24 protein-coding genes are annotated in these 24705 nt (G+C 71.4%); 15 read left to right on the top strand and 9 right to left on the bottom strand.

Annotated elements, in window-relative coordinates; genetic code table 11:
• The first annotated feature begins 361 nt into the window (after positions 1-361).
• On the top strand, positions 362-562 hold the full coding sequence (locus HHX33_RS25330; protein ID WP_220502175.1) for a PQQ-dependent sugar dehydrogenase: 201 nt from the start codon (positions 362-364) through the stop codon (positions 560-562).
• A 93-nt stretch (positions 563-655) separates the two neighbouring features.
• On the opposite strand, the gene HHX33_RS25325 is transcribed toward HHX33_RS25330, so the two are convergent.
• Positions 656-1387 (bottom strand): SDR family NAD(P)-dependent oxidoreductase, encoded by a 732-nt coding sequence (locus HHX33_RS25325; protein WP_182876796.1) that lies wholly within the window; start codon positions 1385-1387, stop codon positions 656-658.
• Positions 1388-1486: 99 nt separating this feature from the next.
• On the opposite strand from HHX33_RS25325, the gene HHX33_RS25320 reads away from it, so the two are divergent.
• From HHX33_RS25320 to HHX33_RS25300, 5 genes are all read left to right on the top strand, one after another.
• The gene (locus HHX33_RS25320) at positions 1487-2092 is read left to right on the top strand and encodes a TetR/AcrR family transcriptional regulator (protein WP_182876795.1); all 606 of its coding nucleotides are present in this window, start codon (positions 1487-1489) and stop codon (positions 2090-2092) included.
• A gap of 92 nt (positions 2093-2184) precedes the next feature.
• On the top strand, positions 2185-3045 hold the full coding sequence (locus tag HHX33_RS25315) for a hypothetical protein (RefSeq protein WP_182876794.1): 861 nt from the start codon (positions 2185-2187) through the stop codon (positions 3043-3045).
• A 301-nt stretch (positions 3046-3346) separates the two neighbouring features.
• The gene (locus HHX33_RS25310; protein ID WP_182876793.1) at positions 3347-3826 is read left to right on the top strand and encodes a hypothetical protein; all 480 of its coding nucleotides are present in this window, start codon (positions 3347-3349) and stop codon (positions 3824-3826) included.
• Between the two features lie 174 nt (positions 3827-4000).
• The gene (locus tag HHX33_RS36470; protein WP_182876792.1) at positions 4001-4447 is read left to right on the top strand and encodes a ribosomal protein L7/L12; all 447 of its coding nucleotides are present in this window, start codon (positions 4001-4003) and stop codon (positions 4445-4447) included.
• A gap of 95 nt (positions 4448-4542) precedes the next feature.
• A complete protein-coding gene (locus HHX33_RS25300) occupies positions 4543-5733 on the top strand; it encodes a tyrosine-type recombinase/integrase (protein WP_182876791.1) in 1191 nt (396 codons plus the stop codon).
• A 123-nt stretch (positions 5734-5856) separates the two neighbouring features.
• Here the strand turns inward: HHX33_RS25300 and HHX33_RS25295 are convergent, their stop codons facing one another.
• The 3 genes from HHX33_RS25295 to HHX33_RS25285 all read right to left on the bottom strand — a co-directional run bounded on the left by HHX33_RS25295 (position 5857) and on the right by HHX33_RS25285 (position 8385).
• Complete coding sequence (locus HHX33_RS25295) at positions 5857-7341, bottom strand: pectinesterase family protein (protein WP_182876790.1); 1485 nt, start codon at positions 7339-7341, stop codon at positions 5857-5859.
• A gap of 205 nt (positions 7342-7546) precedes the next feature.
• On the bottom strand, positions 7547-7993 hold the full coding sequence (locus HHX33_RS25290) for an SRPBCC family protein (RefSeq protein WP_182876789.1): 447 nt from the start codon (positions 7991-7993) through the stop codon (positions 7547-7549).
• Positions 7990-8385, bottom strand: coding sequence for a metalloregulator ArsR/SmtB family transcription factor (locus HHX33_RS25285; RefSeq protein WP_310741522.1), 396 nt, complete (start codon positions 8383-8385; stop codon positions 7990-7992). Before HHX33_RS25285 ends, HHX33_RS25290 begins: the two co-directional genes overlap by 4 nt.
• A 156-nt stretch (positions 8386-8541) precedes the next feature.
• On the opposite strand from HHX33_RS25285, the gene HHX33_RS25280 reads away from it, so the two are divergent.
• The 3 genes from HHX33_RS25280 (at position 8542) to HHX33_RS25270 (ending at position 10521) form a co-directional block, all read left to right on the top strand.
• The gene (locus HHX33_RS25280; RefSeq protein WP_182876787.1) at positions 8542-9282 is read left to right on the top strand and encodes an HAD family hydrolase; all 741 of its coding nucleotides are present in this window, start codon (positions 8542-8544) and stop codon (positions 9280-9282) included.
• Positions 9283-9346: 64 nt separating this feature from the next.
• Positions 9347-10147 (top strand): ArsR family transcriptional regulator, encoded by an 801-nt coding sequence (locus HHX33_RS25275; RefSeq protein WP_182876786.1) that lies wholly within the window; start codon positions 9347-9349, stop codon positions 10145-10147.
• Complete coding sequence (locus HHX33_RS25270; protein WP_182876785.1) at positions 10144-10521, top strand: VOC family protein; 378 nt, start codon at positions 10144-10146, stop codon at positions 10519-10521. Before HHX33_RS25275 ends, HHX33_RS25270 begins: the two co-directional genes overlap by 4 nt.
• A gap of 8 nt (positions 10522-10529) precedes the next feature.
• Here the strand turns inward: HHX33_RS25270 and HHX33_RS25265 are convergent, their stop codons facing one another.
• The 3 genes from HHX33_RS25265 to HHX33_RS25255 all read right to left on the bottom strand — a co-directional run bounded on the left by HHX33_RS25265 (position 10530) and on the right by HHX33_RS25255 (position 16191).
• Complete coding sequence (locus tag HHX33_RS25265; protein ID WP_182876784.1) at positions 10530-11318, bottom strand: GNAT family N-acetyltransferase; 789 nt, start codon at positions 11316-11318, stop codon at positions 10530-10532.
• An 8-nt stretch (positions 11319-11326) separates the two neighbouring features.
• Positions 11327-12754: an adenylosuccinate lyase gene (gene purB, locus HHX33_RS25260; protein WP_182876783.1), complete on the bottom strand. Its 1428-nt coding sequence runs from the start codon at positions 12752-12754 to the stop codon at positions 11327-11329.
• A gap of 149 nt (positions 12755-12903) precedes the next feature.
• Positions 12904-16191, bottom strand: a complete 3288-nt coding sequence (locus HHX33_RS25255) for an efflux RND transporter permease subunit (RefSeq protein WP_182876782.1) — start codon at positions 16189-16191, stop codon at positions 12904-12906.
• 112 nt (positions 16192-16303) lie between these two features.
• Between HHX33_RS25255 and HHX33_RS37375 the strand changes: the two genes are divergently transcribed.
• From HHX33_RS37375 to HHX33_RS25240, 3 genes are all read left to right on the top strand, one after another.
• The gene (locus HHX33_RS37375; protein ID WP_310741521.1) at positions 16304-17098 is read left to right on the top strand and encodes a MarR family transcriptional regulator; all 795 of its coding nucleotides are present in this window, start codon (positions 16304-16306) and stop codon (positions 17096-17098) included.
• Between the two features lie 143 nt (positions 17099-17241).
• Positions 17242-18015 (top strand): SDR family NAD(P)-dependent oxidoreductase, encoded by a 774-nt coding sequence (locus tag HHX33_RS25245; RefSeq protein WP_182876781.1) that lies wholly within the window; start codon positions 17242-17244, stop codon positions 18013-18015.
• A gap of 441 nt (positions 18016-18456) precedes the next feature.
• Positions 18457-18942 (top strand): hypothetical protein, encoded by a 486-nt coding sequence (locus HHX33_RS25240; RefSeq protein WP_182876780.1) that lies wholly within the window; start codon positions 18457-18459, stop codon positions 18940-18942.
• A 41-nt stretch (positions 18943-18983) separates the two neighbouring features.
• Here HHX33_RS25240 and HHX33_RS25235 read toward each other — a convergent pair whose 3' ends face one another.
• Complete coding sequence (locus HHX33_RS25235; protein ID WP_182876779.1) at positions 18984-19463, bottom strand: pyridoxamine 5'-phosphate oxidase family protein; 480 nt, start codon at positions 19461-19463, stop codon at positions 18984-18986.
• A 190-nt stretch (positions 19464-19653) separates the two neighbouring features.
• On the opposite strand from HHX33_RS25235, the gene HHX33_RS25230 reads away from it, so the two are divergent.
• The 3 genes from HHX33_RS25230 to HHX33_RS25220 all read left to right on the top strand — a co-directional run bounded on the left by HHX33_RS25230 (position 19654) and on the right by HHX33_RS25220 (position 23599).
• Positions 19654-21714: a cellulose binding domain-containing protein gene (locus HHX33_RS25230; protein ID WP_182876778.1), complete on the top strand. Its 2061-nt coding sequence runs from the start codon at positions 19654-19656 to the stop codon at positions 21712-21714.
• Positions 21715-21925: 211 nt separating this feature from the next.
• Positions 21926-22399 (top strand): DUF1348 family protein, encoded by a 474-nt coding sequence (locus HHX33_RS25225; RefSeq protein ID WP_182876777.1) that lies wholly within the window; start codon positions 21926-21928, stop codon positions 22397-22399.
• Between the two features lie 615 nt (positions 22400-23014).
• Complete coding sequence (locus HHX33_RS25220) at positions 23015-23599, top strand: TetR/AcrR family transcriptional regulator (protein ID WP_310741520.1); 585 nt, start codon at positions 23015-23017, stop codon at positions 23597-23599.
• Between the two features lie 177 nt (positions 23600-23776).
• Here HHX33_RS25220 and HHX33_RS25215 read toward each other — a convergent pair whose 3' ends face one another.
• A complete protein-coding gene (locus tag HHX33_RS25215; RefSeq protein ID WP_182876776.1) occupies positions 23777-24298 on the bottom strand; it encodes a hypothetical protein in 522 nt (173 codons plus the stop codon).
• Positions 24299-24705: the final 407 nt, after the last annotated feature.

Here is a 24705-nt window from a genome sequence, read left to right as displayed (position 1 = left end):
CTGTGATGCGTCACGACATCGGGCGAGAACTACGCGGCCCAATGTCGTGGACATGCCGGCCTCGCGCCATGATCACGCCGGATCAGGCCACGGCACTTGGCCGGCATTTCCGCCCTCGGACGCCGATCCGAGGCGTCACCGGCTTCGACCCTCCACGGGACCGGCGGAAATCACCGGACAGCGTCGCCTCGCCCCGCGCCGGGCCCCGTCCATTGGCGAACCCGCACCTCGCCTCCCCGTCACCCCTTCTCTCCAGAAAGCCGCAAATCGTCATATACCGGACAGAAGGTGGATTCTGTTGGGTATAAGAAACCGCCTTGGAAGGCGCGGCGGCCGGCGGAGCGGAACGCGGTTGTGGGCGGTGCCGGCGACCGGCGGATCGGGCACGCCTGTGGCCGCGCTGCAGGGAACGTACGGCCGCCTGCGCACGGTGGCCGTCGGCCCGGACGGCTGGCTCTGGGTGACGACGAGCAACCACGACGGCGCGGGGACGAACCCCGGAAACGGCACGTGGACGCCGTTCCCGCCCGACCGGATCATCCGGATCCCGCCCGTTCCCTGACGTCGGGGTTCCAGGCCGCCCTGCCCGGCCGCGCCGCCGAACCGCCCTCGGCCATCACCTGCACCGCCTGGCAGCTCCCCAGAACGCCCCGCCCTACTGGAAGGCGCTGAAGGTCGCCTCGGGGCGGTCGCGCTTGGCGTAGAGGTCCCAGGCGGTGTCGGCGATCATGTCCGGGTCGAGGGACCTGCTCCCCACATCGCCGAAGCGCTCGGGCTGGGAGGTCACCAGCCGATAGATGTCGCCCCGTTCGACCAGTCCCCCGATGATCAGGCTCCCGGCGTACACGCCCTCCCCCGCCAGCGCGGCGTTGAGGGTCAGGGCGTAGTTGCGCAGCGCCGCCGCCGACAGCGCCAGGTCGCCGAGCGCGGGCATCGGCATGACGGCGCTCAGCCCGCCGGCGAACAGCAGCCCGCCCTCCCCTCTCTCGACCATGCCGGGCAGTACGGCGCCGACCGCGTCGACGGCCGGATACAGGATGTTCATCGCCTCTCTGGCGTCGTCGGAGGTCGTCTGGGTGATCGGCCGGCGTGGGGCGTCCAGGTCAGCGGCTCCCGGGCCGTAGTAGAGCACGTCGATCGTGCCGAACCGTTCGGTGATCGCGTCCAGTGCGGACAGGAGCCGGTCGCGGTCGCGTACGTCGGCGGCGAAGGACGCCGCCTCGATCCCCGCTTCGGCCAGGGCGGCCAGATATCCGGGGTGCCGGGCGTCCGTCCGGGAGATCAGCGCCACGGCGTATCCCTCGCGCCCGAACCGATGCGCTATGGACATGCCGAGCCCGGGCCCGGCACCGAGGACGACGACGGTCTTGCGCGCTGCTGCAGGCATGAGGCACCTTTCCAGGCGAGAAAAGTTGAGGGTCTTCTCAACTTGTTCGGGACGCTACCACAAACTTGAGGCAGCCCTCATGTTCGTATGATGGGAGGCATGGCAGCCGGATCGAAACCGCTGCGGTCGGATGCCGCGCGCAACCGCGACAAACTGCTGGTCGCGGCCACCCAGGTCCTCGCCGAGCGCGGACTCGACGCTCCGCTGGAGCACATCGCCCGCCGTGCCGGCGTCAGCATCGGGACCCTCTACAACCACTTCCCGACCCGGGAGGCGCTGCTCGGCGCGATCCTCCCCCAGCGGATGGCCGCCCTCGACGAGATCGCCGCGGCGGCCCTGGCCGACCCCGACCCCTGGGCGGGCTTCGCCGGTTTCCTCGAAGGGCTGTTCACCCTGCAGGCCGAGGACCACGGCCTCAACGACGCCCTGACGCAAAGCTTCTCGTTGGCGACGGACATGAGCCAGGCGTGCCACCGCGGCTTCCTCGACGTCGAGCGCATCATCGAGCGGGCCAGGGCCGCGGGCCGCCTGCGCGCCGATTTCGAGGCTGGGGACCTGGTGACCCTGGTCTGGGCGATGTCCCAGGTCATCCGGGAGTCGATGGAGACCGCTCCGGACACGTGGCGCCGCTTCCTGGCGTTCTTCCTCGACGGTCTGCGCGCCGAGGCCGCGCGTCCCCTCCCCCACGATCATCCGGTTCGCTGATCCGCTGATCGCCTGGCAACCGATCTTCGCCGTGCCACGTCTCATGTAGGTCCCCGACGTCCCATGAGTCCCGTCAGGAGCCGGCGTTGCGTATGCGTGCGGTGGTCTCGTTCGTCTTCGCGGGTTGCCTCGCGCTGCTGTGTCACCCGGTTCAGGCCGCTCCCCTGCCGGCCGCGGAGCGCGGCCTGCGCCTGGCCGCCGAGGTCGTCGAGTACGAGTGCACCACCGAAGGCGTGACCGAGAAGCAGAACGTTCAGATCAATGTCGAGCTGACCATGCCGGACGACGCCACGACGGGCAGGCAGATGTCCATCGGCTGGCGCGGGACGTACGTGACCGGCCGCGAACTGCGGGCGCCGGCCGATGGGCTCTCCGGCGTCAAGCTTTACGCGTACGCGGCCCTGACCGGGATCGCTAACCTGACATCCGCCACCGGCGTGAGCGAGCCGTTGAGCACGGTCGGCGGCGGGCAGATCATCCCGCTGCCGACGGCCGTGGTGAACATGAAGACGACCTCGTCGAACGCGGGCACGGCCTCGGTGCGGCCGGCCGCCGTCAACATCGGCCCCCTGCCGACCTCGCCGACGATCGAGTGCGAGGTGCGGAACGTGGACGAGCTCACCGCCTACACCCTCACCGTCACCCGCGACGGGCAGACGAGCGCCACTCCCTCCCCGAGTTCGACTTCCTCGGCGAGCGCCACCGCCGGCACCGGCAGCAGCCCCAGGCCGACCCGGACCGTGACGGCCACGGTGACCGCCGCAGTACCCGACGAAGACGACGAGGTGGCCCCGGCGGCCCGGGTCGCGGTCGCGACTCCGATCGGCGCGGCCGCGACCGGAGGCGGCGGCGAGGCCGGGCCGGACGGGCGGATGTACGTGCTGGCCGGCCTCACGATCTCCCTGGCGGCCGGCGCCGGGCTCCTGCTGCGCCGTCGCCTCCTGTCGAGGTGAGCACGCGCTTGCGGGAGTGAACTTTTCACGAGGGCGACAGGTCATCTTTCCGGACTGGTCGCCCATCCAGAAATCACGTTTCCGGATGGGCGCCGACAGGCGACCAATTGATCGCTGCTGCATGTACTGCGCCCGCAGGTGAGCACCCCCGCAGTTTCGGACTCCGTATTCTCCGCAGCGGTAATTTCACTCGCCGTTTCGGGAGAACTTTCGGTCTGCGCCGAAAATCTCGGTGATTGACCGTTCCCGGCGGCGATGATGAATTCGCGGTGGCACAGGTGTGGCCGGAGAAGGGATAGACATGTTCGCTGCGAAATCGGCTCGGCGGGCGCTGGCGCTCGGTTCTGCGCTGGTCACGACCGGGGTGCTGGCTCTGGTGTCCGCACCTCAGCCGGCCATGGCGTCCGGCATCACGGTGCAGTTCACGGTCGACTGCCTCAACGTGAACTATTTCGGGGACACCTCCGACTGGTACGCCACCGACCTGTGGTTCGGCGCCATTCCTTCCGGCGGCGGGTCGGTGCCCTACAGCAGCGCGACCGCCGTCCCTGCCACGCACTCGTGGCGGTTCACCCAGACGGTGCCCAGCGGGACCACGGCCGTCGGCGCCGGCGGCATCTGCAGCGGCGGACACCAGTACGACTTCTTCGGCTCGTCCGCTTATGCCAGCATCCCCGCGGGGACGACCACCGTCACCGGCACCTGGGCCTGCACCACCGCCCCGGTCTACCCTGGGCCGTGGCAGACCAACTGCACCGTGCAGTCTGTCTCCTACAGCTGAACGTACGGCCGGCCCTCCTCTCGTACGGTGAAGCGGGAGGAGGGCCGGCCAACCGGACGTCGGCAGCCTGCCGCGGAACCATCGGACGCGACCATGGGCTCCGCGCGGCGGCGATGTGTACCGGAATTCCGGCTGAGACCACCGTGGCGTTGACGCGCGTTTTACGATCACCGCATGCCTGATGTGGGTCCGTTCGAGTTACTGGTCCTCGCCATCATCGTGGTCGCGCTGCTCGGTGTCGTCTTCGCGGCCGCGCGGGCCGGTGCGCGGCCCGCCGGGCCGCTCGCCTGGCGTAGTCCCGGCATGGTGCCGCCGATTTCGGCCGCTCTGCAGCAGCGCGTCCGGGAGTTGTACGCGGAGAACAAGAAGGTCGAGGCGATCAAGCTGATCCGCGAGGAGACCGGGCTGGGACTGAAGGAGGCCAAGGATCTGGCCGACGGGATCGGCGCGGGCCGGTCGCTGCCCGTGGCGACGGCGCATCACGGGTACGACCTGGCCGCGCGGGCGCGGGAGATGAAGGCGGCCGGCCGGGTGGAGCAGGCGGTCTTCCTGGTGCGCGGTGAGACCGGCATGAGCCAGAGCGAGGCGGAACGGTTCGTCGACTCGCTCGTCGTGGAGTAGAAACGGCGCCTGCGTCGAGGGGGGCGGCCGCGCCGGTTCCGTGCCGCTGCCGGGCCGGGTGATTGTTGTCGGTCCCGGGCGGTACGGTGTCGATCATGCTGCCCCCGCAGGTGAACCGGCTGACCGTGCAGGAGGCCGCGGACCGCTATGTGGAGCTGGTCCGCGCGAAGACCGTGACCGGGGCACTGTCGCCCGCCACCGCCGAGGTGTACGCGCGGGACGTGGCCACGTTCGTACGGCTGGCGGGAGACGACCGGGTCCTGGACGACCTCACCGGTGAGGACGTGGACGCGGTGCTGCTGGCGTTCGCGCGCAAGCCGGACGAACGCCGGCGGAGCGGGGAGAGCGGCGCGGCGGCGGGAGACGGCACGGCCGGCAGAAGCGTGGCGGGCGACGGCGTTGCTCGTGCCGGTGTCCCCCGCGGAGGCGGGACGCGCGGGCCGGCGCCACGGGGTGGTCCGGGACAGAGCGCGGCGTCGCAGGCCAGGTTCCGCCGATCGGTGTCGGCGTTGTTCCGGCATGCCGCGTCGGCGGGGTGGGTGCATCTGGACCCGATGGCCGCCTCGTCGGTGCGGGCGCGGGAGCGGGGCGGGCTGCGGCCGGAACGCCGGGCGCTGACGCGGGAGCAGGCCGAGGGCCTGATCGAGGCGGCCCGCTCCCCCGCTCCGCCGCCTGAGCCGGGCGGCTCGGACGGGCGCCGCCGCCGGGCCGACCAGCGGACCGAGGTACGTGACGCGCTGGTGGTGATGTTGCTGGCCGCGTTGGGGCCGCGGGTGTCTGAGCTGGTGCGGGCGAACGTGGAGGACTTCTACACCAACGACGGGATGCGCTACTGGCGGATCTTCGGCAAGGGCGGGCGTACCCGCGACGTTCCGCTCCCCCGTGATGTGGCCGCCGCGCTGGACGCGTACCTCGCGGTGCGCGCGGCCGGGGCCGGCGAGAAGGCGCTGCTGCTGTCGTGGCGGGGCAGGCGGCTGGCGCGGGGCGACGTGCAGGCGGTGATCGACCGGGTGCGGCGGCGGGTGGAGCCCGGGCGGAGCAGGGAGGTGACGCCGCACGGGTTGCGGCACACGACGGCGACGCACCTGCTGGCCGACGGCACGGACATGGACGCGGTGCGGCGGGTGCTGGGGCACAGCGACCTGTCGACGCTCGGTCGTTACCGCGACGATCTGCCCGGGGAGCTGGAGGTGGCGATGGGGTCGCACCCGCTGCTGCGCCGCCGTGGCGGCGGCCCGGCCGGGCACACCGCCCACGGCGGGGAGAGCGTTCCCGGGGAGGGCTGAACTGCGCGCCGCTCCCCCGGCTCGCTCTTCTGGGCCGCTCCCTCCGGGCCGTGCGTCGGCCGGGCAGGCTCAGCTCACGACACTCAGCTCACGACACTCAGCTCAGGGGGTCAGCTCAGGGGGTCAGCTCACGGGGTTCCAGCCGTCGGAGCCGGCCAGGTATTTCTGCGGGGTGTAGTTGGCGGCCTGGGCGTCGCTCAGCTGCGGGCGGTTGGCGTTGACCGTGGCCCCGGCGCCGGTGTTCCGGTATTCGAAGAAGCGGGCGTTCTTCCAGGAGTTGCCGGACATGTCGGTCCAGGGCTGGGAGGTCTTGATGGTCGAGCTGAGGGTGGACTCCCGGTAGAGCACCTGCGCGTTGGGCCCCCAGGGGCGCCCCAGCTGGGTGGTGTCGCCGGTCGCGCCGCTGATCCGGGACTTGTAGATGAGGAACCCGTAGGGCTTGGCGGCGTCGGTCCTGGCCGCGGTGATGGGGGCGCCGCTGCTGCGCTTCTCGTAGATGTCGCAGTCGTGCAGCACGGCGGTGCCGTCGCCGAAGACGAAGTCGACCGTGCCCTCGATGTAGGAGCTTCTGACGTACGCGCGGGCGGAGGCGTTGATCAGGAAGGTGTCCTGGTCGCCCAGCAGTCGTACGTTCGACAGGATCGCCCGGTCGGCGTTGAGGTTCAGCGCGACGGCCTGCTGGTTGACGGTGGAGCCGTCCTCGACGTAATCGTTGGAGACCGTCAGGTTGGTCAGGGCGGAGTCGTGGCCGTTGACGAACGCGGTGGCGCTGTTGAACGTGCCGTACGCACCGGCCGCGTGGTTGTTGACGATCAGGACGTCCCTGGCCGAAGTGCCGAGTCCCTGCAGGGTGATGTACGGCTTGTTCGCCGGGATGGTGACGATCTCCCGGTAGGTGCCGGGCTTGATCGTGATCACTTTCCTGCTGGAGTTGCCGGTGGGCACCGCGTCGATCGCGGCCTGCACCGTCCGGTAGGTGCCGGTGCCGTCGGCGGCGACGGTGGGCTTCCCGGTCGTGGGCGTCGCCGTCGGCGTCGCGGAAGGCGACACCGTGGGTGTCATGGTGGGCGTCACTGTGGGCGTCACTGTGGGAGTCGCCGAGGGCGTCATGGTGGGTGTGACGGTGGGCGTCACCGAGGGGGTGGGTGACGAGGTGGTGGTGGACCCGGTGCAGGTCACGCCGTTGAGCGTGAAAGCCGTCGGTTTGGGGTTGGAACCCGACCACGAGCCGTTGAACCCGATCGAGACCGACCCGCCGGTGGCGAGGGCGGCGTTGTAGTCCACGTTCGTGGCCGTGACGTTCTGTCCGCTCTGGCTCCAGGTGGCCGACCAGCCGGTGGTCACCTTCTGGCCGGAGCTGGGGAAGGTGAACGCGAGCGTCCATCCGTCGATGGCGCTGCCCAGGTTCTGCACGGTGACGGCGGCGCTGAAGCCGCCCGGCCAGTCGCTGGTGGTGTAGGTGACGGCGCAGCCGGTCGCTGCGGTCGCCGTTCCCGGGGCCCCGGCGACGAGGCCGCCCACGACCAGCGCGGCCGCCAGAGCCGCGGTGCCGCCGCGACGGCCGCCGTACGGTCCGGGAACCGCCGTCCCGGGCGTGGTGTCGGGCATTCTGCGCTCCTTCGGGACGGGCCATCGTGGACGGAAAGCCGCTGCTCGCACCGCACGCGGAGCGAGAGCCTCCGCACGTTAAGATCGCCGGCCGGAATAAGTCAACCGTCCAAACTAATGCCGCCGCGTCGCCCCTGCTCGGCCGCGGTCAGGGCCGGAAAGTTTCACCCGGCCGTCCCTCCGCCACCCGGGCCGGGACCGGTGGTCACAGGACGGCGGGGAGGCGGTCCGTCAGCAGGTGGCGCCACCCGCCGTCCATGATGGAGCGGGCCCGCCGCTGCAGTTCGCTGCCCGGATCGAAGCCCTCGTGGGTGAGGAAAAGCCGGGTGCCCCTGCCTTCGGGTTCGAGTGTCCAGGTGATCGTCCAGTCGGCGGCCGCGGGGCTGGCGGGGTCGGCGTCGCGCCAGCCGAGGCGCAGCATGCGCTCGGGTTCGAAGGCCAGCACCTCGGCCTGCACGGTGCCGGAGAACCCGGTGCCGGGCATCGCCATGCCGGTCATGGTGTACCGGTGACCCACGGTCAGGCGGAAGTCTCCCGGCATGAACCACCGGGCGAGCAGCCCGGGGTCGGTCAGGGCCTGCCACACGCGGGCGGGCGGGTGTGCCAGGAACTCGTCGAGCCGCAGCACGGTCGGGTCGTCGGCGCCGTTCATGTCGTCTCCTGGTCTCCGGCGCGGCCAAGGGCGGCCGCGTCCCGGCTGTCGTTCACGTCTTCCATGTCGTCGAGCAGGTCGCGCAGACCGGTCATCCTGCCGCGCCAGAACCGCTCGTACGGGTCGAGCCAGTCGCGGACGCGGACGAGCGGGACGGCCTCCAGGCGGTAGAGCCTGCGCCTGCCGTCGCGGCGTTCGCTCACCAGGCCCGCCTCCCGCAGCACCCGCAGGTGCTCGGAGAAGCTGGGCCGGGCCATCGCGAAGCCGGAGGCCAGGTCCTGCACGGACTGGGGGCCCCGTTCGCGCAGCAGGCGCAGGACCTCGCGCCGCACCGGGCTGGCGAGCGCGGCGAAGATCGCGTCTTCCGCCCGAGCGGCGGGAGTGGTGTCCACGCACTGCATAATACGTAGGAAATATCCTACCCGTCATCTTCGAGTAGGAAATTTCCTACTCGATCCACCAAAGGCCGGAACTTGACTGCGATCTTCACCCAGGCTTTCACGGTTCCGAAACGCACCGGAAACACATCCCCCCGAGGATGGGGACTCGTGATCAGGGCCATTCTGTTCGACCTCGACGAGACCCTCTTCGACCACCGCCGGGCCGTCGCCCTCGCCGCGACCCGCTGGATGGAGACGGTCTGCCCCGGCCATGAGCTGCTGCCGGAGGCGCCGGCGCTGTGGCTCGACCTGGAGGACAAGCATCTTCCGGCCTGGCACGCCGGCGAGTGCTCGTTCGCCGAGCAGCGGCGCAGGCGGCTGCGGGAGTTCTGCGACCGGCTGGGCATGCCCGCGCCGGCCGATCCGGACACGGCCTTCGCCGGTTTCCTGACCCACTACGAGGACGCCTGGGCCGCCTTCCCCGACGTGGCCGCGACCCTCGCGGCGCTCGGCGACGAGCTGACGCTGGGCGTGCTCAGCAACGGCGATCCGGTGCAGCAGGAGGCCAAACTGCGCCGCCTGGGGCTGATGGACCGCATGGAGGTCGTCCTGACCCCGGACACGCTCGGCGCGTTCAAGCCGGCCCCGGAGTGCTACCTGCGGGCGGCGGCGAAGCTGGGGCTGCGGCCCGAGGAAGTGCTGATGGTCGGTGACAACCTGCTGCTCGACGCCGTCGCGCCCACACGGGTGGGTATGCACGGTGTCTGGCTGGACCGCTACCGCGCCGAGCCCTCCCCCGCGTTCACCTCGTCCGCGGAACCGGTCGCGAGGATCACCACCCTGCGTGATCTGACCGGCGTGCTGGACGGCCTGAATCTACGCCTGGCCGAGTCCGTCCGCGCCGCCTGAACGGGAACGGCCGGCCCGGCACCGGGACAGATCAATCAAAGCAGTTTGATGTACCATGCTCGTCATGGTGCCGTCCGCGCAAGCCGTCCCGCCGGTGTTCGTCCGGCTGGCCGCGCACGCGGTGCGGTGGCGGCTGCTGAGCGAGCTCGCGTACGGTGACCTGCGGGTGCGGGAACTGGTGACGCTGGTCGGCGAGCCGCAGAACGTGATCTCCTACCATCTGCGGCTCCTGCGCTCGGCCGGGCTGGTCGCGGCCCGGCGCAGCAGTCACGACGGCCGCGACAGCTACTACCGCCTCGACCTGGAACGCTGCGCGGACACGCTGGCCGCCGCGGGCACCGCCCTGCATCCCGCGCTCCGCCTGGTCCCCGCCCCGCCGGCGGCCGCGACCGGCGACGCGGTGACGTCTTCGGTGCTGTTCGTGTGCACCGGCAACAGCGCCCGCTCACCCGTCGCCGAGGCACTGCTGCGGCACCGCGCCGGCGGCCGCGCCGACGTGGCCAGCGCGGGCAGCCACCCCAAGCCCCGCACGCACCCCGGCGCCGTACGGGTGCTGCGCCGGCGGTACGGCATCGACATCGCCGACCGGCGTCCCCGGCATCTGGACACGCTGAACGGCCGCCGCTTCGACTACGTGATCAGCCTGTGCGACAAGGTCCGTGAGGTCTGCCCGGAGCTCGGCGGCCACCCGCGGCGCCTGCACTGGAGCATCCCCGACCCGGCCGCCCCCGGCGACGAGACGGGCCAGGCCGGCGACCCGGCGGTCGAACGCGCCGCCGCAGAGATCGACACCCGCATCCGCTATCTGCTGCCCGTCCTCACCCACCCCGCAGGGGAGAACCCGGCCGAGGAGGCCCAGTCATGACATCGCCCGACCGGTTCGCCGGCGTCCGCTACATCGTCGACGACGTCCAGGCGGCCGTCGACTTCTACACGATGCATCTGGGATTCACCCTGCGGGCCGGCGCCGCGCCCGCCTTCGCCGACGTCGTACGCGGGCCACTGCGGCTGCTGCTGTCCGGGCCCGCCAGTTCCGGCGCCCGAGCCACCCCGGACGACGCGGGCGCCGCCGGCCGTAACCGCGTCCACCTGATCGTCGACGACCTGGACACCGAGGTCGCCCGGCTGCGGGCCGCGGGGCTGCCGTTCCGGAGCGATGTGGTCACCGGCCCCGGCGGGCGGCAGATCCTGCTCGCCGACCCCGCGGGCAACCTGATCGAGCTGTTCCAGCCCGCCTGACGCCGGGGTCAGCCGCGTACGGCGGCGACGCCGAGACCGCGGCGGGTGAAACCCAGCCGTTCGTAGACGGCGATCGCCGGGGCGTTCCAGTCGTCCACCATCAGCGCCACCCGCCCGTGCGCGTCGAGCAGCGCGGACGCCGTGAAGCGGCACACCCGCTCCCCCAGCCCGTGCCCCCGGGCGGGCACCGCGGTCGCGACACCGGCGAGCAGTCCCACGGACGGCGCTGACCACGCGTCGGCCGCGACCGCCAGCAGCGACCGCGCGCCGTCGCGGATCCCGGCCCACCGGCGTACGCCCGGCAGTCCCGGCACGGCGTACGAGCGGGGGTGGGCGGCGGCGAGCAGCGCGGCCACCTCCCGCTCTTCGCCGGGCTCCAGCCAGGCGGCCTCCGAGGAACCGTCCGGCGCCCCTTCCGGCGCGCGGTCCGCGAGGCCGGGTGCGCCCGCGCGCGGCGGGGCGAGCTTCTCGGTCACCATCCAGGTGAAGTGACCCACCGGCTCCAGTTCCGGCGCGGCGCGGACCACCTCCTCCATGAGGGCGGCCTCGCCGAGCGGCCGGAACGACGGGCCCGCCTCGGCCAGGGCGTGCCGCAGGAGCGGGACGACCTGGGCCGGCTCGCCCGTGACCGCGAGCCGGTCGCGCCGCGCCGCCGCGGGGCTCGCCACCGCCACCGCCTCGCCGTACGCCCAGGCGCGGACGCCGGGCCGCATGCCCTGCGCCGCCCACACGACGAGGTCGTCGTCGCCTGAGGCGGCGGCGACCTCGGCCTCACCGGCCAGCGGGCTCAGCCGCATCGGCGTCCCTACAGGATCGCGCCGGGGGTGTACGCGGCCGCGCCGGGATGGCGCGCGGTGATCTCTTCGGCCCGCGCGACGACCGCCGCGACCTGACCGGCGGCGGCCCCGGCGAAGGAGGACCGGTCGTCGAGCAACGCGCCGAGTTCGGCGCGCCCGAGCGGGAAGCGCTCGTCGGCGGCGAGGCGGTCGAGCAGTTCGTTTCCGGTGCCGCGCGAGCGCATGGCGAGCGCCGAGGCGACGGCGTGCTCCTTGATGACCTCGTGGGCGGTCTCGCGGCCCACCCCGGCCCGCACGGCGGCCATGAGCATCTTGGTCGTGGCGAGGAACGGCAGGTAGCGGCCCAGCTCGGCCTCGATGACGGCGGGGAACGCGCCGAACTCGTCGAGCACGGTCAGCATGGTCTCGGCCAGGCCGTCGAAGGCGAAGAACGCGTCGGGCAGCGCGACCCGGCGCACCACCGAGCAGGACACGTCGCCCTCGTTCCACTGGTCTCCGGCGAGCTCCCCGGCCATCGAGGCGTACCCGCGCAGGACCACGGCGAGGCCGTTGACGCGCTCGCAGGAGCGGGTGTTCATCTTGTGCGGCATCGCCGAGGAGCCGACCTGGCCCTCCTTGAAGCCCTCGGTGACCAGTTCGTGCCCGGCCATCAGCCGGATGGTCTTGGCCAGCGAGGAGGGGGCGGCGGCCAGCTGCACCAGGGTGGTCAGCACGTCGTAGTCGAGCGAGCGGGGGTAGACCTGGCCGACGCTGGTGAAGCGGCGGGCGAAGCCGAGGTGCGCGGCGACGCGGTCCTCCAGTGCGGCCAGCCGGTCCTCGCCGCCGAGCAGGTCGAGCATGTCCTGCGCGGTGCCGACGGGGCCCTTGACGCCGCGCAGGGGGTAGCGCTCCAGCAGGTTCTCCAGCCGTTCGTAGGCGACGATCAGTTCGTCGGCGGCGGTGGCGAAGCGCTTGCCGAGTGTGGTGGCCTGGGCGGCGACGTTGTGCGAGCGGCCGGCCATGACCGTGTCGGCGTGCTCGGCGGCCAGGCGGGCCAGGCGGGCCAGCAGCGCCACGACCCGGTCGCGTACCAGCAGCAGGCTGTCGCGGATCTGCAGCTGCTCGACGTTCTCGGTCAGGTCGCGGGAGGTCATGCCCTTGTGGACGTGCTCGTGCCCGGCGAGGGCGTTGAACTCCTCGATGCGGGCCTTCACGTCATGCCGGGTGATCTTCTCCCGGTCGGCGATGGAGGCGAGGTCGACCTGCTCGGCGATCTTCTCGTAGTCGGCGATCGCCTGTTCGGGTACGTCGATCCCGAGGTCGGCCTGGGCCTTGAGCACGGCCAGCCAGAGCCGGCGCTCCAGCACCACCTTGTGCTCGGGTGACCACAGGCGGGCCAGTTCCGGCGAGGCGTAACGGGAGGCGAGGACATTCGGGATACGCGGCTTGGCACTCACGTTGGCCCAGTCTATTGAGGTCCGCCGGACGCCGAACGCGGGAGGACCCCGGGACGGTCCCCGGGACGGTCGTCGCGGGGACCGTCCCGGGGTCCTCCCTTCCTCCATGGTGCCTGCACAGGGCCGTCACCGGGACCCTGACGGGGCTCTCATCGGGCGGGTTCGAGGGCCTCCTCGTCGTACACCGTGACCTCGCCGTCGTCGCCGCCGGGCCGCGCGGGAGTGCGGCGCATGCGCTCCTTCAGCCGTTCGACGATGACGTAGAGGGCGGGCACCAGGACCAGCGTGAGCAGGGTGGAGGAGAGCAGGCCGCCGATCACGACGATGGCCAGCGGCTGGGAGATGAACCCGCCCGACCCGGTCACGCCCAGCGCCATCGGGGTGAGCGCGCAGATCGTCGCGATCGCGGTCATCAGGATGGGACGCAGGCGGCGCCGCCCGCCCTCGATGACCGCCTCGGTCACGCCGAGCCCCTGCTCGCGATACTGGTTGATCAGGTCGATCAGCACGATGGCGTTGGTGACGACGATGCCGATCAGCATCAGCATGCCGATCAGGGCGGGCACGCCGAGCGCGGTGTCGGTGACCAGCAGCAGCCCGATGGCGCCGGTCGCCGCGAACGGGATCGACACCAGCAGGATCAGCGGCTGCACCAGGCTGCGGAACGTCGCCACCATGATCATGAAGACGATCGCGATGGCGATCAGCATCGCCATGCCCAGGTCGGCGAACGCCTTCTGCTGGTCGGAGCTCGCGCCACCGATCTTGTACGTCACCCCGGCCGGAAGCGTCAGCGTCTTGAGCTTCTCGGTGACCTTGGTGGTGATCGCGCCCAGGTTGGAGGCGTCGGCCGCGCCCGACACGGTCGCGGTGCGGTCGCCGTCCTGGCGGGTGATCTGGGTCGGCCCGTCGGCCTGGACGACGTCGGCCACGTCGGACAGCTTCACCAGGCCGGTCGCGGTCGGAACGGTCAGCTTCTTGATCGCGGCGAGGTCGTCGGGGGCGTCGCCGGCCCCGCGCAGGATCACGTCGCTGGAGCGGCCGTCCACGTCGATCGAGCCGACCGGCGCGCCGCGGAACGCCTGCGCGACCAGTTGCCCGACGGCGGCCTCGGTGAGGCCGCGGGCGGCGGCCTTCTCGCGGTCCACGTGCACCTCGACCCGGGGGATGCTGTCTTCGAGGTTGGAGGTGACGTCCCGCAGGCCGCCCACGCCGGTCATGGCGTCGCGGACCGAGGCGGCGGCCGTCTTCAGCTCGTCCTGGTCCGGCCCCTGCACGATGACCTGCACCTGGTCGGAGTTGAACCCGCCGCCGCCGTTGCCGCCGACGGTGATGTCGCCGATGCCGGTCAGGCCCTTGAGCCGCTCCCGCAGCCGCTCCTCCAGGACGGGCGTGTCCACGCCCTCCTCCAGGGTGACGGAGTAGGAGGCGCGGTCGGCGGAGCCGCCCAGCCCTCCGAGGAAGCGGTTGCCGCCCCCGACCGTCACCTGGTAGGACTTCACGTCCTTGTCGGCGGCCAGCACCTCCTCGACCTTCTTGGCCGCCGCGTCGGTGGTCGCGAGGTCGGTCCCGGTCGGCATCCGCTGGCTGATCTGTGTGGTGTCGTTGCCGGAGGAGTCGAGGAAGTTGGTCTTCAGCTTGGGCGCCAGCGCCATCGTCGCGGCGAACACCACGACGCCGATGAGCACCGTCACCAGGCGCCGCCGGGTCGCGAAGCGCAGCACCGGCAGGTAGATCCGCTGCAGCGGGCTGCGCAGTTCCCGGCGCTCGGCGTCCTCGCGTACGGCCTGCGCCTCCTGCGGGGTGAGCTCCGGCGCCTTGAGGAACCAGAACGCCAGCACCGGGATGACGGTCAGCGCGACCAGCAGCGACGCCAGCAGCGCCACGGTGACCGTGATGGCGAAGGAGCTGAACAGCTCCCCGACCAGCCCGCCGACGAAGCCGATCGGCAGGAACACCGCGACCGTGGTCAGCGTGGAGGCGGTGACCGCGCCGGACACCTCGCGCACGGCCGTCAGGACCGCCCGCCGTTTCTCCTCGCCGTAGGCGAGATGACGCTTTATGTTCTCCAGGACCACGATCGAGTCGTCGACCACCCGGCCGACCGCGATCGTCAGCGCGCCCAGCGTCAGCAGGTTCAGCGAGTAGTCGCCCGCCCACAGCGCGATCAGCGCGATCACCACCGACAACGGGATGGACACCGCCGTGACCAGCGTCGAACGCACCGACAGCAGGAACACCAGGATGATGAGTACGGCGAACGCCAGGCCCAGCAGGCCCTCGGTGGCGAGGTCCTCGATGGACCTCTCGACGTACGGCGCCTGGTCGAACACGACGTTCAGCTCGGCGCTGTCGCCGAGGGCGCGGGTCAGCCCGGGAAGGGCGTCGTTGACGTCGTGGGAGATCTGCACCGCGTTCCCGTCGGGAACCATGGTGATCGAGACGCCGAGGCTCGGGGTGCCGTTGGTGCGGGTGAGCGTGGTCGCGGTGGCGTTCTCGACCTTGATCTCGGCCACGTCGCCCAGCTTGACCGGCTTGGGTGGCTTGGGTGCCTGGACCGGCGCCGCCGCGCCCGCCGCACCGGCTCCCCCGGCAGCGGCGCCCCGGCCGGCCGACGCCTGACCGGGGAATCCCTGGCCCGCGCCCGTCCCCGCGCCGGCGCCGCGCTGGCCCGCGCCCGCCTGCCCGGCCGTGCTCGCGGGCGTGAGGTACAGGTTCTCCAGGTCCTTCACCGTACGGACGGGATCGCCGATCTGCACGGTCAGCGACTTGCCGTCCTCGGTCAGCGTGCCGGCCGGGATGGACACTCCGTTGGTCCGCAGGAGGTCGGGGATCGCGGCGGCCGACAACCCCAGCAGGGCCAGTCTGCCCTGATCGGGAGTGATGACGACCTGCTGCTCGCGGGCGCCGCTGACGGTGACGTCCCGGACGCCCTCGATCGACTGCAGCTCCGGCACCATGATGCGCTCGATCTTGTCGGCCATGGCGTGCTCGTCGCCGCCGTCGCCCACGGCGATCGCCATGACCGGGATGTCGTCGGTGCTGCCCGCCACCACCTGCGGGTCGACGTCGGCCGGAAGCTGCGCCTTGATCCGGCTCACGGCCTGCTGCATCTTGCCGGTCATCTCGTCGATGTCGGTGCCGTACTCGTAGGCGACCTGCACCTGCGACACCCCCTCGCGGGAGGTGGAGGTGATGTCGGTGACGCCGGCGATGCCCTGGAAGGCGCTCTCGATCGGCTTGGTGACCTGCTCCTCCACGATGTCGGGAGCGGCGCCGGGATAGCTCGCCACCGCGAAGGCCGCCGGGAACTCCAGGGACGGGAAGAGCTGTTGCTTCAGCGAGGGGATCGCGAAGAGGCCGAACCCCGCGAGTACCAGCGCGACCAAGATCACGAGTGCGCGGTTGGCGAGGCTCAGCCTGGCCAAGGAGGTCATCCGAACTCCTGACAACGGAGGAAGTGTTTGGGGCAACCCTAACACTTCGCATGACCCTAAGATTTAGCCGGTGTATTAAACGCTGGTAACCTCTCGTGACGAGAGGTGGAACGTGAACGACAGCGCAGCCGAGCGACGCCCCCGCACCGGAACGGGACCCGAAGAGGGCCCGTACGCGAGCCGGGAGGTGAGCGTGGACGCGGCCTCGGAGCCGCCCGGGACGAGCGGCCCCCGCCCCCGGGCCGGCCGCCCGGATGCCCCCGCCACCGGCACGGTGGAGGCCACCCCGGAGCCGGACACCTCTGAAGAGGAGGCCGAGCGAGGATCGATCATCACCAGGCTCGCGGATCTCCAGCGTAGCCTGGGCCGCTTCTTCGCGCGCGACCGCTCGATGCCGCTGATGGCGTCCACCTTGACCATGCAGCAGTTCAAGGTCGTCATGTTCCTGACGTTCGCCGGGCCCACCTCCGGCCAGGAGCTCGCCCGCCACCTCGGCGTCGGCCTGGCGACCGTCACCGGCATCGTCGACCGGGTCGTCGCGCAGGGCCTGGTCACCCGGCACGAGGACCCCCACGACCGCCGCGTACGCCTGGTCGAGCTCACCGAGGCGGGGCGGCGGCTCACCGGCGAGATCATCGAAGCCGGGACGGGCGGCTACGTCCGCCTCCTGCGGCGGCTCGACACCGAGACCCTGCGCACCATGGAGACGGTCATGCGCAAGATCGAGGACGCGATGCGCGACCTGCACGCCGAGGAGACCGTCACCGACGCCGTGAACGGCGTCATCGACGACATCTCCTCCGACATCTCCTCCGACGTGTCCTCGGGTGTCGCCGCCCACGCCGCCGAGGCGACGGTGGCCACGGAGGAGTCGGCGGCCACCGGGCGGTTCCCCGACCCCGGCTGACGCCCGCGCGGCGCGCAGGCCTCGCGCCCCTCCGCACGGCGCGTACGTGACCGGGGCGCGGCGTGCGGGGTGACCAGGACGGGGTGCGGAGCAGGCAAGGGCGGACGCCGGACCGGGACGGACCGCTGCTAGCGTCGCCCGATGTGCCGATCTACATCGAAGAGCTCTTCTCGCTGACCGGCCGGGTGGCCCTGGTCACCGGAGGCAGTTCCGGCATCGGATACGCGATGGCGGAGGCCCTCGGGCGGGCGGGGGCGGCCGTGGTCCTGGTCGCCCGCCGCGAGAGGGAACTCGCCGAAGCCGCCGCCCGGCTCGACGGCCACGGGGTGCGCGCGGCGACGATCAGCGCCGACCTCGGCGACCGCGCCGCCATCGCCCGCGTGTGCGAGCAGGCGGACGGATTCTTCGGCGGAATCGACATCCTCGTCAACGACGCCGCCAACAACATCCGCAGGCCCATGGCCGACCTCACCGCCGGCGACTACGACCAGACCATCGCCGTCAACCTCACCGCGCCGTTCCTGCTCGGGCAGCACTTCGGCCCCCGGATGGCCGCCCGAGGCTGGGGACGGATCATCAACATCGGCTCCCAGCAGTCGATCAGCGCTTTCGGCGACAGCGGCGTCTACGGCGCGGCCAAGGCCGCCGTGTGCGGGCTGACCCGCTCCCAGGCCGAGGCGTGGTCCGGCCGCGGAGTCACCGCCAACACGATCGTGCCGGGATTCGTGCTGACTCCGCTGACCGCGCCCGCCCAGGCCGTCCCCGGGCGGGTGGAGGCGATGGCCGCCCGGAGCATGACCGGCCGCAACGGCGTTCCCGGTGACTTCCACGGCGTGGCCGTCTTCCTCGCCTCCGACGCCGCGTCGTACGTGACCGGCCAGGCCATCTGCGTCGACGGCGGTTTCAGCGTCCACTAGGAGACGCCGGTCGGCACGTCCGGCGCCGGCGTCGCCTGGCGCCGTAACCGGTAGCCGGCGGCTGCACGTGGATGCGATCCGGCCCATCGGGGCGGTCCCTTCGGCAGGGCCTTCCGCACGGCGGTCCAGCGGGCCCCGGTGATGCCGAGTGCATGACGACAGCGCACCGCTCCTTGGCCCCTGGGCGCAACTACCGGGGAGCCCCGCCGGGTAGGAGGGTCACGTCCCGGCGGAACCGGAACGAGCGACAGCGAGCGCCGGGGCAGGAACAGGAAGGCACACACCGAGATGTCCCGCTACCGCACGCGGAGCCCGCGCGGCGCCGTGGTCCTCGCGACAGTCCCCGCAAGAGACACCGCGACAGTCCCCGCGACAGTCCCCGCGAGAGGCACAGCGACGGTCCCCGCGATCCGGCGGCCGGCCCCGACCCCGGCGATGGTGATGGCCCCACCCGCGGCCGCGCTCCTCACCGCGCTGACGCCCGTTGTGGTGTCCGTGCTGGTGTCCGTGCTGGTGTCCGTGCTTGTCATACCAGCGGGAAGCGCCGCCGCCCAGCCCCCAACCGCGCGGGTCTCCGCCGCGCAGTCGGCCGAGGTGCAGTCGGCCAGGGTGCACTCGGCCGGGGTGCGGGTCGCCTCGCACCATCCCCGTACGGCGGCCGCGGCGTTCCACGCGCCCCACCCCGGCGGTGGCGGCGGCGGGGGGCAGGTCATCAGCGGCGGGCGCGCGGCCGGTGCGCAGGGCCGGTCGGGCGCGGGCAGGTCCAACCAGAACCTCAACGGCCTGCAGGCCCCCACCTTCGTCATGGGCCGGACCCAGCATGTGGTCACCGACGTCGGCGGGTACGCCGGGCAGGCCCTTGTCTGCGGGTCCCGGCCCGCCGTCTGCCTGGTCGGGCAGAACATGCCCACCCACTTCAGGTCCTGACGCCCCTTCCGGGCACCACCCTCCCCTGCGGAGGGGAGGGGTCAGCGGCGGCGGACGACCCGGTGACCGGCGCCCTCGTGCCACATCTCGATCAGCAGATGCTCCCCCGACTCGTCGACGCGCGTGTAGACCACCTCGTTCACGTCGACCCGGAACAGGTGGAAATCCTGCCCGGGCGGCCCGCCGAACGCCTCACGCACGGCCGGGTCGGTGACCTCGACGGCCCGGCCGGCCAGCTTGGCCTCGCCGTCCCAGGAGGCCGGATCCGCCTCGTCCGGGTCGACCGAGGGGCCGTGGATCGCCACCCGCGGATCGCGGCGCAGGTCGAGCGCCTTCATCGCCCCCGGCATCGACCCCAGCCACACCTCCCCGTTCTTGAACTCCACCTCGGTCCCGCTGATGCGTGGCGAGCCGTCCCGCCGCAGCGTCGCCATGGTCTTGTGCCTGCCCTTTCCCATGCTCGCCAGCACTCGCGCCGCCAGCGTGGGATTCTCCTTCTCGATCTCCTGCCAGGAAGCCATGGGGCCATCCTGCCGAACTCCACCGACATTCCGCCGATCCACCCGCGCCGGCGGTGAGACCAGGCGAATGAAAGTTGCACGCCCCGCCTAACTCCCCCGCAGCTCATGACTGCGCACTAGGCGCTCTCCTTGACCGTTCCACACGGCCTGATCACCATCGCACCGCAAGATCCTCCAGAAAAGGGACGTCATGAGCACCCTGCGCACCTCCAGGCCGGCCCTCGCGCTCCTCATGGGCGCAGCGGTGGCCGCCCAGACCCTCGCGGGAATCCCCTCCGCCGGCGCCGAGACGACGCCGGTCACCGTCACCGTCAACACCCGCGCGGCCCTGGCGGTCGCGTCCGACACCGCGGTGGGCACCAACCACGCGATTTGGGACTCCAACCTCGGGACGAACGAGACCGCGGACCTCCTCAAGGCCGCCGGTGTGAAGATGCTGCGCTACCCCGGCGGGTCGTACGCCGACATCTACCACTGGAAGACCCACACCGCCCCCGGCGGCTACGTCGCCCCCAACACCGATTTCGACACCTTCATCCGCGGGGCGCAGCGCACCGGCGCGCAGCCGATCGTCATCGCCAACTACGGCACCGGCACCGCCGAGGAGGCCGCCGACTGGGTCAAGTACGCCAACGTCACCAAGGGGTACGGCGTCAAATACTGGGAGATCGGCAACGAGAACTACGGCAACGGCCACTACGGCGCCGACTGGGAGGCCGACGACCACGCCGACAAGACCCCGGCGGAGTACGCCAGGAACGTCGTGAAGTACTCGGACGCCATGAAGGCCGTCGATCCCACCGTCAAGATCGGCGCGGTGCTCACCGCCCCCGCCAACTGGCCCGACGGCATCGTCGCCGACGGTGACCAGGCCACCTGGAACGACACCGTCCTGTCGATCGCCGCCTCGAAGATCGACTTCGTCATCCTGCACTGGTATCCCCCGCACACCGACGTCGCCGACGTCCTCACCAAGACCGCGCACATCCCCGACATGATCTACATGGTCAAGCAGCAGATCGCCAAGCACGCGGGCGCCCGCGCCGGTGACATCGGCATCGCCATGACCGAGATCAACAGCGGGATCGCGTACAACACGCAGCCCGCCGCGCTGTTCGCCGCCGACGCCTACGCGGCTCTCATGGAACAGGGACTGTTCACGATCGACTGGTGGAACGTCCACAACGGCATCGGCACCGTCAGCACCGTCGCCGGCCACACCGACTACGGCGACTTCGGCATGCTGTCCAGCGCCGGCTGCACGGGCGACGTCTGCGAACCCCCCTTCAACACGCCCTTCGCCCCCTACCACGCGATCTCCATGGTCAGCGCGTTCGCGCATCCCGGCGACCAGTTCGTCCGCGCGGCCACCGACGAGCCGCTGGTCGCCGCGCACGCCGTCCGCCGCCCCAACGGCGACCTCGCCGTGCTGCTGGTGAACCGCGACCCCGACAGCGAGCGCCAGGTGAAGATCGGGTACGCCGGGTTCGCCCCCGCCGACGAGGCGCCCACGGTGTCCAGCCTCACCAACGGCGCGACGTCCGTCACCACCGGCCACGGCGGCACCGCCACCACCCAGACCCTCCCGCCGTACTCGGTGACCACGCTGGTGCTGCACCCCGCGGCGCCGGCCACGGGCGCTCCCGCGGCTCCCGGGCAGCCCACCGTCAGCGGTGTCACCGACAGGACCGCCACCATCTCCTGGCCCGCCGCCGCACCGGGCGCCGCTCCCGTCGCCAAGTACGAGATCCACCGCCAGAACGGCGCCGTCACCGAACAGCTCGGCGAGACCTCCGTCACCTCCTACGTGGTCCACAACCTCGTTCCCGGCACCCGCTACACGGTCAACGTGATCGCCCGCGACACCGCCGGGCGCGTCTCCTGGGCCTCCGCGCCGCTCACCTTCACCACCGGCTCTCCCGCCGAGAGCTCCTGCTCCGTACGTCTGACGGACACCACCGACTGGGGCAGCGGATTCGTCGGCAACGTCGAGATCACCAACACCGGCACCGCCGCCCTCGACGGCTGGACCCTCGGCTTCACCTGGCCCACCACGTGGCAGAGCGTCAGCAGCGGATGGAGCGCCAACTGGACGCAGAGCGGGAGGACGGTGACGGTCACCAGCACCCCGGACAACCGCAGGCTCGCCTCCGGCGCCGCCACCTCCATCGGTTTCGTCGGCGCCTACAGCGGCCCCAACGTCCTGCCCACCGCCTTCACCCTGAACGGCACCGTCTGCACCACCCGGTGACCCGGGCCTGCTGAAGACGACGACCGCGGCGCGGCGTACCGGGTTCACCGCCCGGTACGCCGCGCCGCCGCTTGACAGAGGGGAGGGCTGCCAGGTCGTGGTCGTGTCGGTCTTGCGCGAGAGCAGTCGTTCTCGTACGGTCGTGCTTGACGGTGAGAACGTTCGTTCTCGCACCAGAACGAACGTTCTCGCACAGGCCCAAGGAAGCGACATGACTGACGAAGCACGCCCTCCGTTCCCGCCGTTCACCCGGGAGACCGCCATCCAGAAAGTCCGCCTGGCGGAAGACGGCTGGAACACCCGCGACCCGCAGAAAGTCGCCCTCGCATACACCGTGGACTCGCGCTGGAGGAACCGCGCGGAGTTCGCCACCGGCCGTGACGAGATCATCTCCTTCCTCACCCGCAAGTGGAACCGGGAGCTGGAGTACCGGCTCATCAAGGAGCTGTGGGCCTTCGAAGGCAACCGCATCGCCGTGCGCTTCGCCTACGAATGCCACGACGACTCACGCAACTGGTTCCGCTCCTACGGCAACGAGAACTGGGAGTTCGACGACAACGGCCTGATGCGACTGCGCTACGCCTGCATCAACGACCTCCCCATCAAGGAGTCGGAGCGCAAGTTCCACTGGCCCCTCGGGCGCCGCCCCGACGACCACCCCGGCCTGAGCGACCTCGGCCTCTGACCGCCCGCCCCCGCGCCGTGGATCCGGGCCCGACGCCGGATCCACGGCGTGGCCGTTCGTGCGTGAGGCTGTACCTGCGGCAAGGGCCGCCGCGTACCTGGAGGTCTTTGGCCTCAGGATTCCCTCGCAGGCCTTGAAGACCCTCTCACCTGCGGTGAGCGTGGGTCGTTGCTCCAGATTTCGGCAGCGTTCCCATGACCCTTTCGCACACCGCAACGCAACCCCCGCCGATGGCGCTGCCCTTGTCCGGCGAGCAGCCCCGGACAACCCCCGTGACCCCGGCGCTGGCCCATGCTCGTACGGGCATGCACCGGCACGGCATGATCGCCCTTTGATGAGCACGGCCACGGCGTGGGCATCGTCGAGTTGCTGACGGACTGGACGGGGACGCTTGAGGAACGGCATCGCCGACGGGACCGCGCCGGTGTGCGCGTCGCCACGCACCGGCCGGGGCGTCCCGGGCGGGCCTTGTGCTCGCTTGAGAAGGCAGAGGGCAGGCCTGCCCGGCCTCGCTCCGGGCAGGCCGCGTTACGGCGACGGTCAGGCCCACGCCCGGGAATGTGCCTTGCGACCTGGAGCGCTGTACCGTAAGAGAACGTTCGTTTTCGAGAATGGGTGATCGACGTGGAGCTCGAAACGACTGAGCAGCGGATCCTCGACGCTGCCGAGGAACTGTTCTACGGCCGAGGCATACAGTCGGTGGGAATGGATGCGATCCGCACCGCCTCCGGCGTGCCCCTCAAGCGCCTGTACCAGATCTTCCCTTCCAAGGACACCCTGGTCGAGGCGTACCTGAAGCGGCGGGACGCGAGGTGGCTCCATGATCTGGCTCGGTACGTGGATGCCCACGACTCACCTACGCAGCGGATTCTGGCGGTCTTCGACTGGCTGTACCGCTGGTTCAGCGAGCCGGACTACCGCGGCTGCGGCTTCATCAACTCCTTCGGGGAACTGGGAGCGACGTCCCAGGCCGTGGCCGACATCGCGAAGGCCCACAAGGATGCCTTCCGGCGCTATCTCGCCGATCTCGTGGCCGCCGCGGACGCACCCGCTCGGCTGACCGACCAGCTCGTTCCCCTCGCCGAGGGCGCGATGACCACAGCGGCCATCTCCGGATCTCCAGAGCCCGCCCGTCACGCCAAGGACGCCGCCCGCACCCTGCTGCGGGCCGCTCACGCAGACGTGGTCACCGCTGCCTGAGCACGCCGTCGCCTTCACTCACAGCCCGGGTGTTCGTAGGGGCACCCCGGCCCTCTGCAGCTCGGTTCGGGGCGTTGGGACACAGAGCGAGGACAGCTTGAACAGGGCCGGTGATGCTGTGCGGCAGCCGCCAGGCTCCGAGCGCGGCACCACGGCCTGCTCGCGTGACGCCCTGATTCAGGCGCGGAAGACGCTGACGGCACGCTGACACCGCCCAGTCTGCACACGCTCGGCGCTCCGCCGTCGTCCTGACTGATCCCGTGGCCGAAATGAGCGCAAGGCCCCGCCGCTACTGCTAGAAGGGATGCCTGGCACTCTCGTGGGCTTGCCGGCCTGGGTCAGTGCGCCTGCTGCGAGGGTGCCGAGCTTGCTGCCGATCGCGGTACCGGTCGGGCCATCGATCAGCGTGCCCAAGGCACCGGCCCCGGCGGGAAGTGCCGTTCGCAGGCCCTGCCCGACGAGCGGGTTGGCCATGACATGGCTGACATCTCGCTGGCTTCGCCGCAAGGCCTTCTCGAAGCTGAACGCCTCTGCCGCGCTCATTCCGTCGAGCACGGCCTCGATCGCGTCGTCGTCGGCGTAGTCCTCGTGCAGCGCCTCCCGCAGGACGTGCCCTAGGCCGGGCTCGTCTAAGTTGTCGGCGTCCATCGCGTCGCGGACCGAGGGCACGGAGAAGCGGTCGTCGTCGCCGGGGGACACAAGCGGGGTGGGAGTACGCGATCCGGCTGGCGCTGCGCGGGGAGAACCCCGACGTGATCCAGGCCGAGCCGGCCGAAGAGAGCGCCCTCGGGTGCGGCGGACGTTCGACAAGTCGCTGCCCAAGCTGTTCCAGAAGGCGCAGATACCGGCGGCCGCCGGGGAGCCGGTGGAGGAGCGGCCGGAGTCGATGAGCAAGCCGGGACAGCGCGCGCGGAACACCGCGTTCCGGTTGGCCGCGTGGCTGGTGATGTACGGCGGTGCCCCGGGGGAGGTGGAGGCCGAGGTGGCGGCGGCCGACAAGGACGAGCCGAGGGTGCGGCCCCACTTCGACCGGTACTTGCGGGAACCTGGCCGGCCGACAAGAAGGCACGGCAGGCGGCCGCTGCCGGCCGCGCGGGCTCATCTCA

The organism is Microbispora sp. H10670 (assembly GCF_014161385.1).
Classification (GTDB): Bacteria; Actinomycetota; Actinomycetes; order Streptosporangiales; family Streptosporangiaceae; genus Microbispora; species Microbispora triticiradicis.
Note: the sequence above shows the minus strand (reverse complement) of the source record. Positions and strands in the feature narration are given on the sequence as shown.

Bases quoted from the DNA above. Each gene is read 5' to 3' on its own strand.
- HHX33_RS25325 (WP_182876796.1), bottom strand. From the start codon at position 1,387: ATGCCTGCAGCAGCGCGCAAGACCGTCGTCGTCCTCGGTGCCGGGCCC.
- HHX33_RS25265 (WP_182876784.1), bottom strand. From the start codon at position 11,318: ATGCGGCTGAGCCCGCTGGCCGGTGAGGCCGAGGTCGCCGCCGCCTCA.
- HHX33_RS25315 (WP_182876794.1), top strand. From the start codon at position 2,185: ATGCGTGCGGTGGTCTCGTTCGTCTTCGCGGGTTGCCTCGCGCTGCTG.
- HHX33_RS25235 (WP_182876779.1), bottom strand. From the start codon at position 19,463: ATGGCTTCCTGGCAGGAGATCGAGAAGGAGAATCCCACGCTGGCGGCG.
- HHX33_RS25225 (WP_182876777.1), top strand. From the start codon at position 21,926: ATGACTGACGAAGCACGCCCTCCGTTCCCGCCGTTCACCCGGGAGACC.
- HHX33_RS25270 (WP_182876785.1), top strand. From the start codon at position 10,144: ATGACATCGCCCGACCGGTTCGCCGGCGTCCGCTACATCGTCGACGAC.
- HHX33_RS25310 (WP_182876793.1), top strand. From the start codon at position 3,347: ATGTTCGCTGCGAAATCGGCTCGGCGGGCGCTGGCGCTCGGTTCTGCG.
- HHX33_RS25320 (WP_182876795.1), top strand. From the start codon at position 1,487: ATGGCAGCCGGATCGAAACCGCTGCGGTCGGATGCCGCGCGCAACCGC.
- HHX33_RS25230 (WP_182876778.1), top strand. From the start codon at position 19,654: ATGAGCACCCTGCGCACCTCCAGGCCGGCCCTCGCGCTCCTCATGGGC.
- HHX33_RS25295 (WP_182876790.1), bottom strand. From the start codon at position 7,341: ATGCCCGACACCACGCCCGGGACGGCGGTTCCCGGACCGTACGGCGGC.
- HHX33_RS25290 (WP_182876789.1), bottom strand. From the start codon at position 7,993: ATGAACGGCGCCGACGACCCGACCGTGCTGCGGCTCGACGAGTTCCTG.
- HHX33_RS36470 (WP_182876792.1), top strand. From the start codon at position 4,001: ATGCCTGATGTGGGTCCGTTCGAGTTACTGGTCCTCGCCATCATCGTG.
- HHX33_RS25275 (WP_182876786.1), top strand. From the start codon at position 9,347: ATGGTGCCGTCCGCGCAAGCCGTCCCGCCGGTGTTCGTCCGGCTGGCC.
- HHX33_RS25240 (WP_182876780.1), top strand. From the start codon at position 18,457: ATGGCCCCACCCGCGGCCGCGCTCCTCACCGCGCTGACGCCCGTTGTG.
- HHX33_RS25255 (WP_182876782.1), bottom strand. From the start codon at position 16,191: ATGACCTCCTTGGCCAGGCTGAGCCTCGCCAACCGCGCACTCGTGATC.
- HHX33_RS25300 (WP_182876791.1), top strand. From the start codon at position 4,543: ATGCTGCCCCCGCAGGTGAACCGGCTGACCGTGCAGGAGGCCGCGGAC.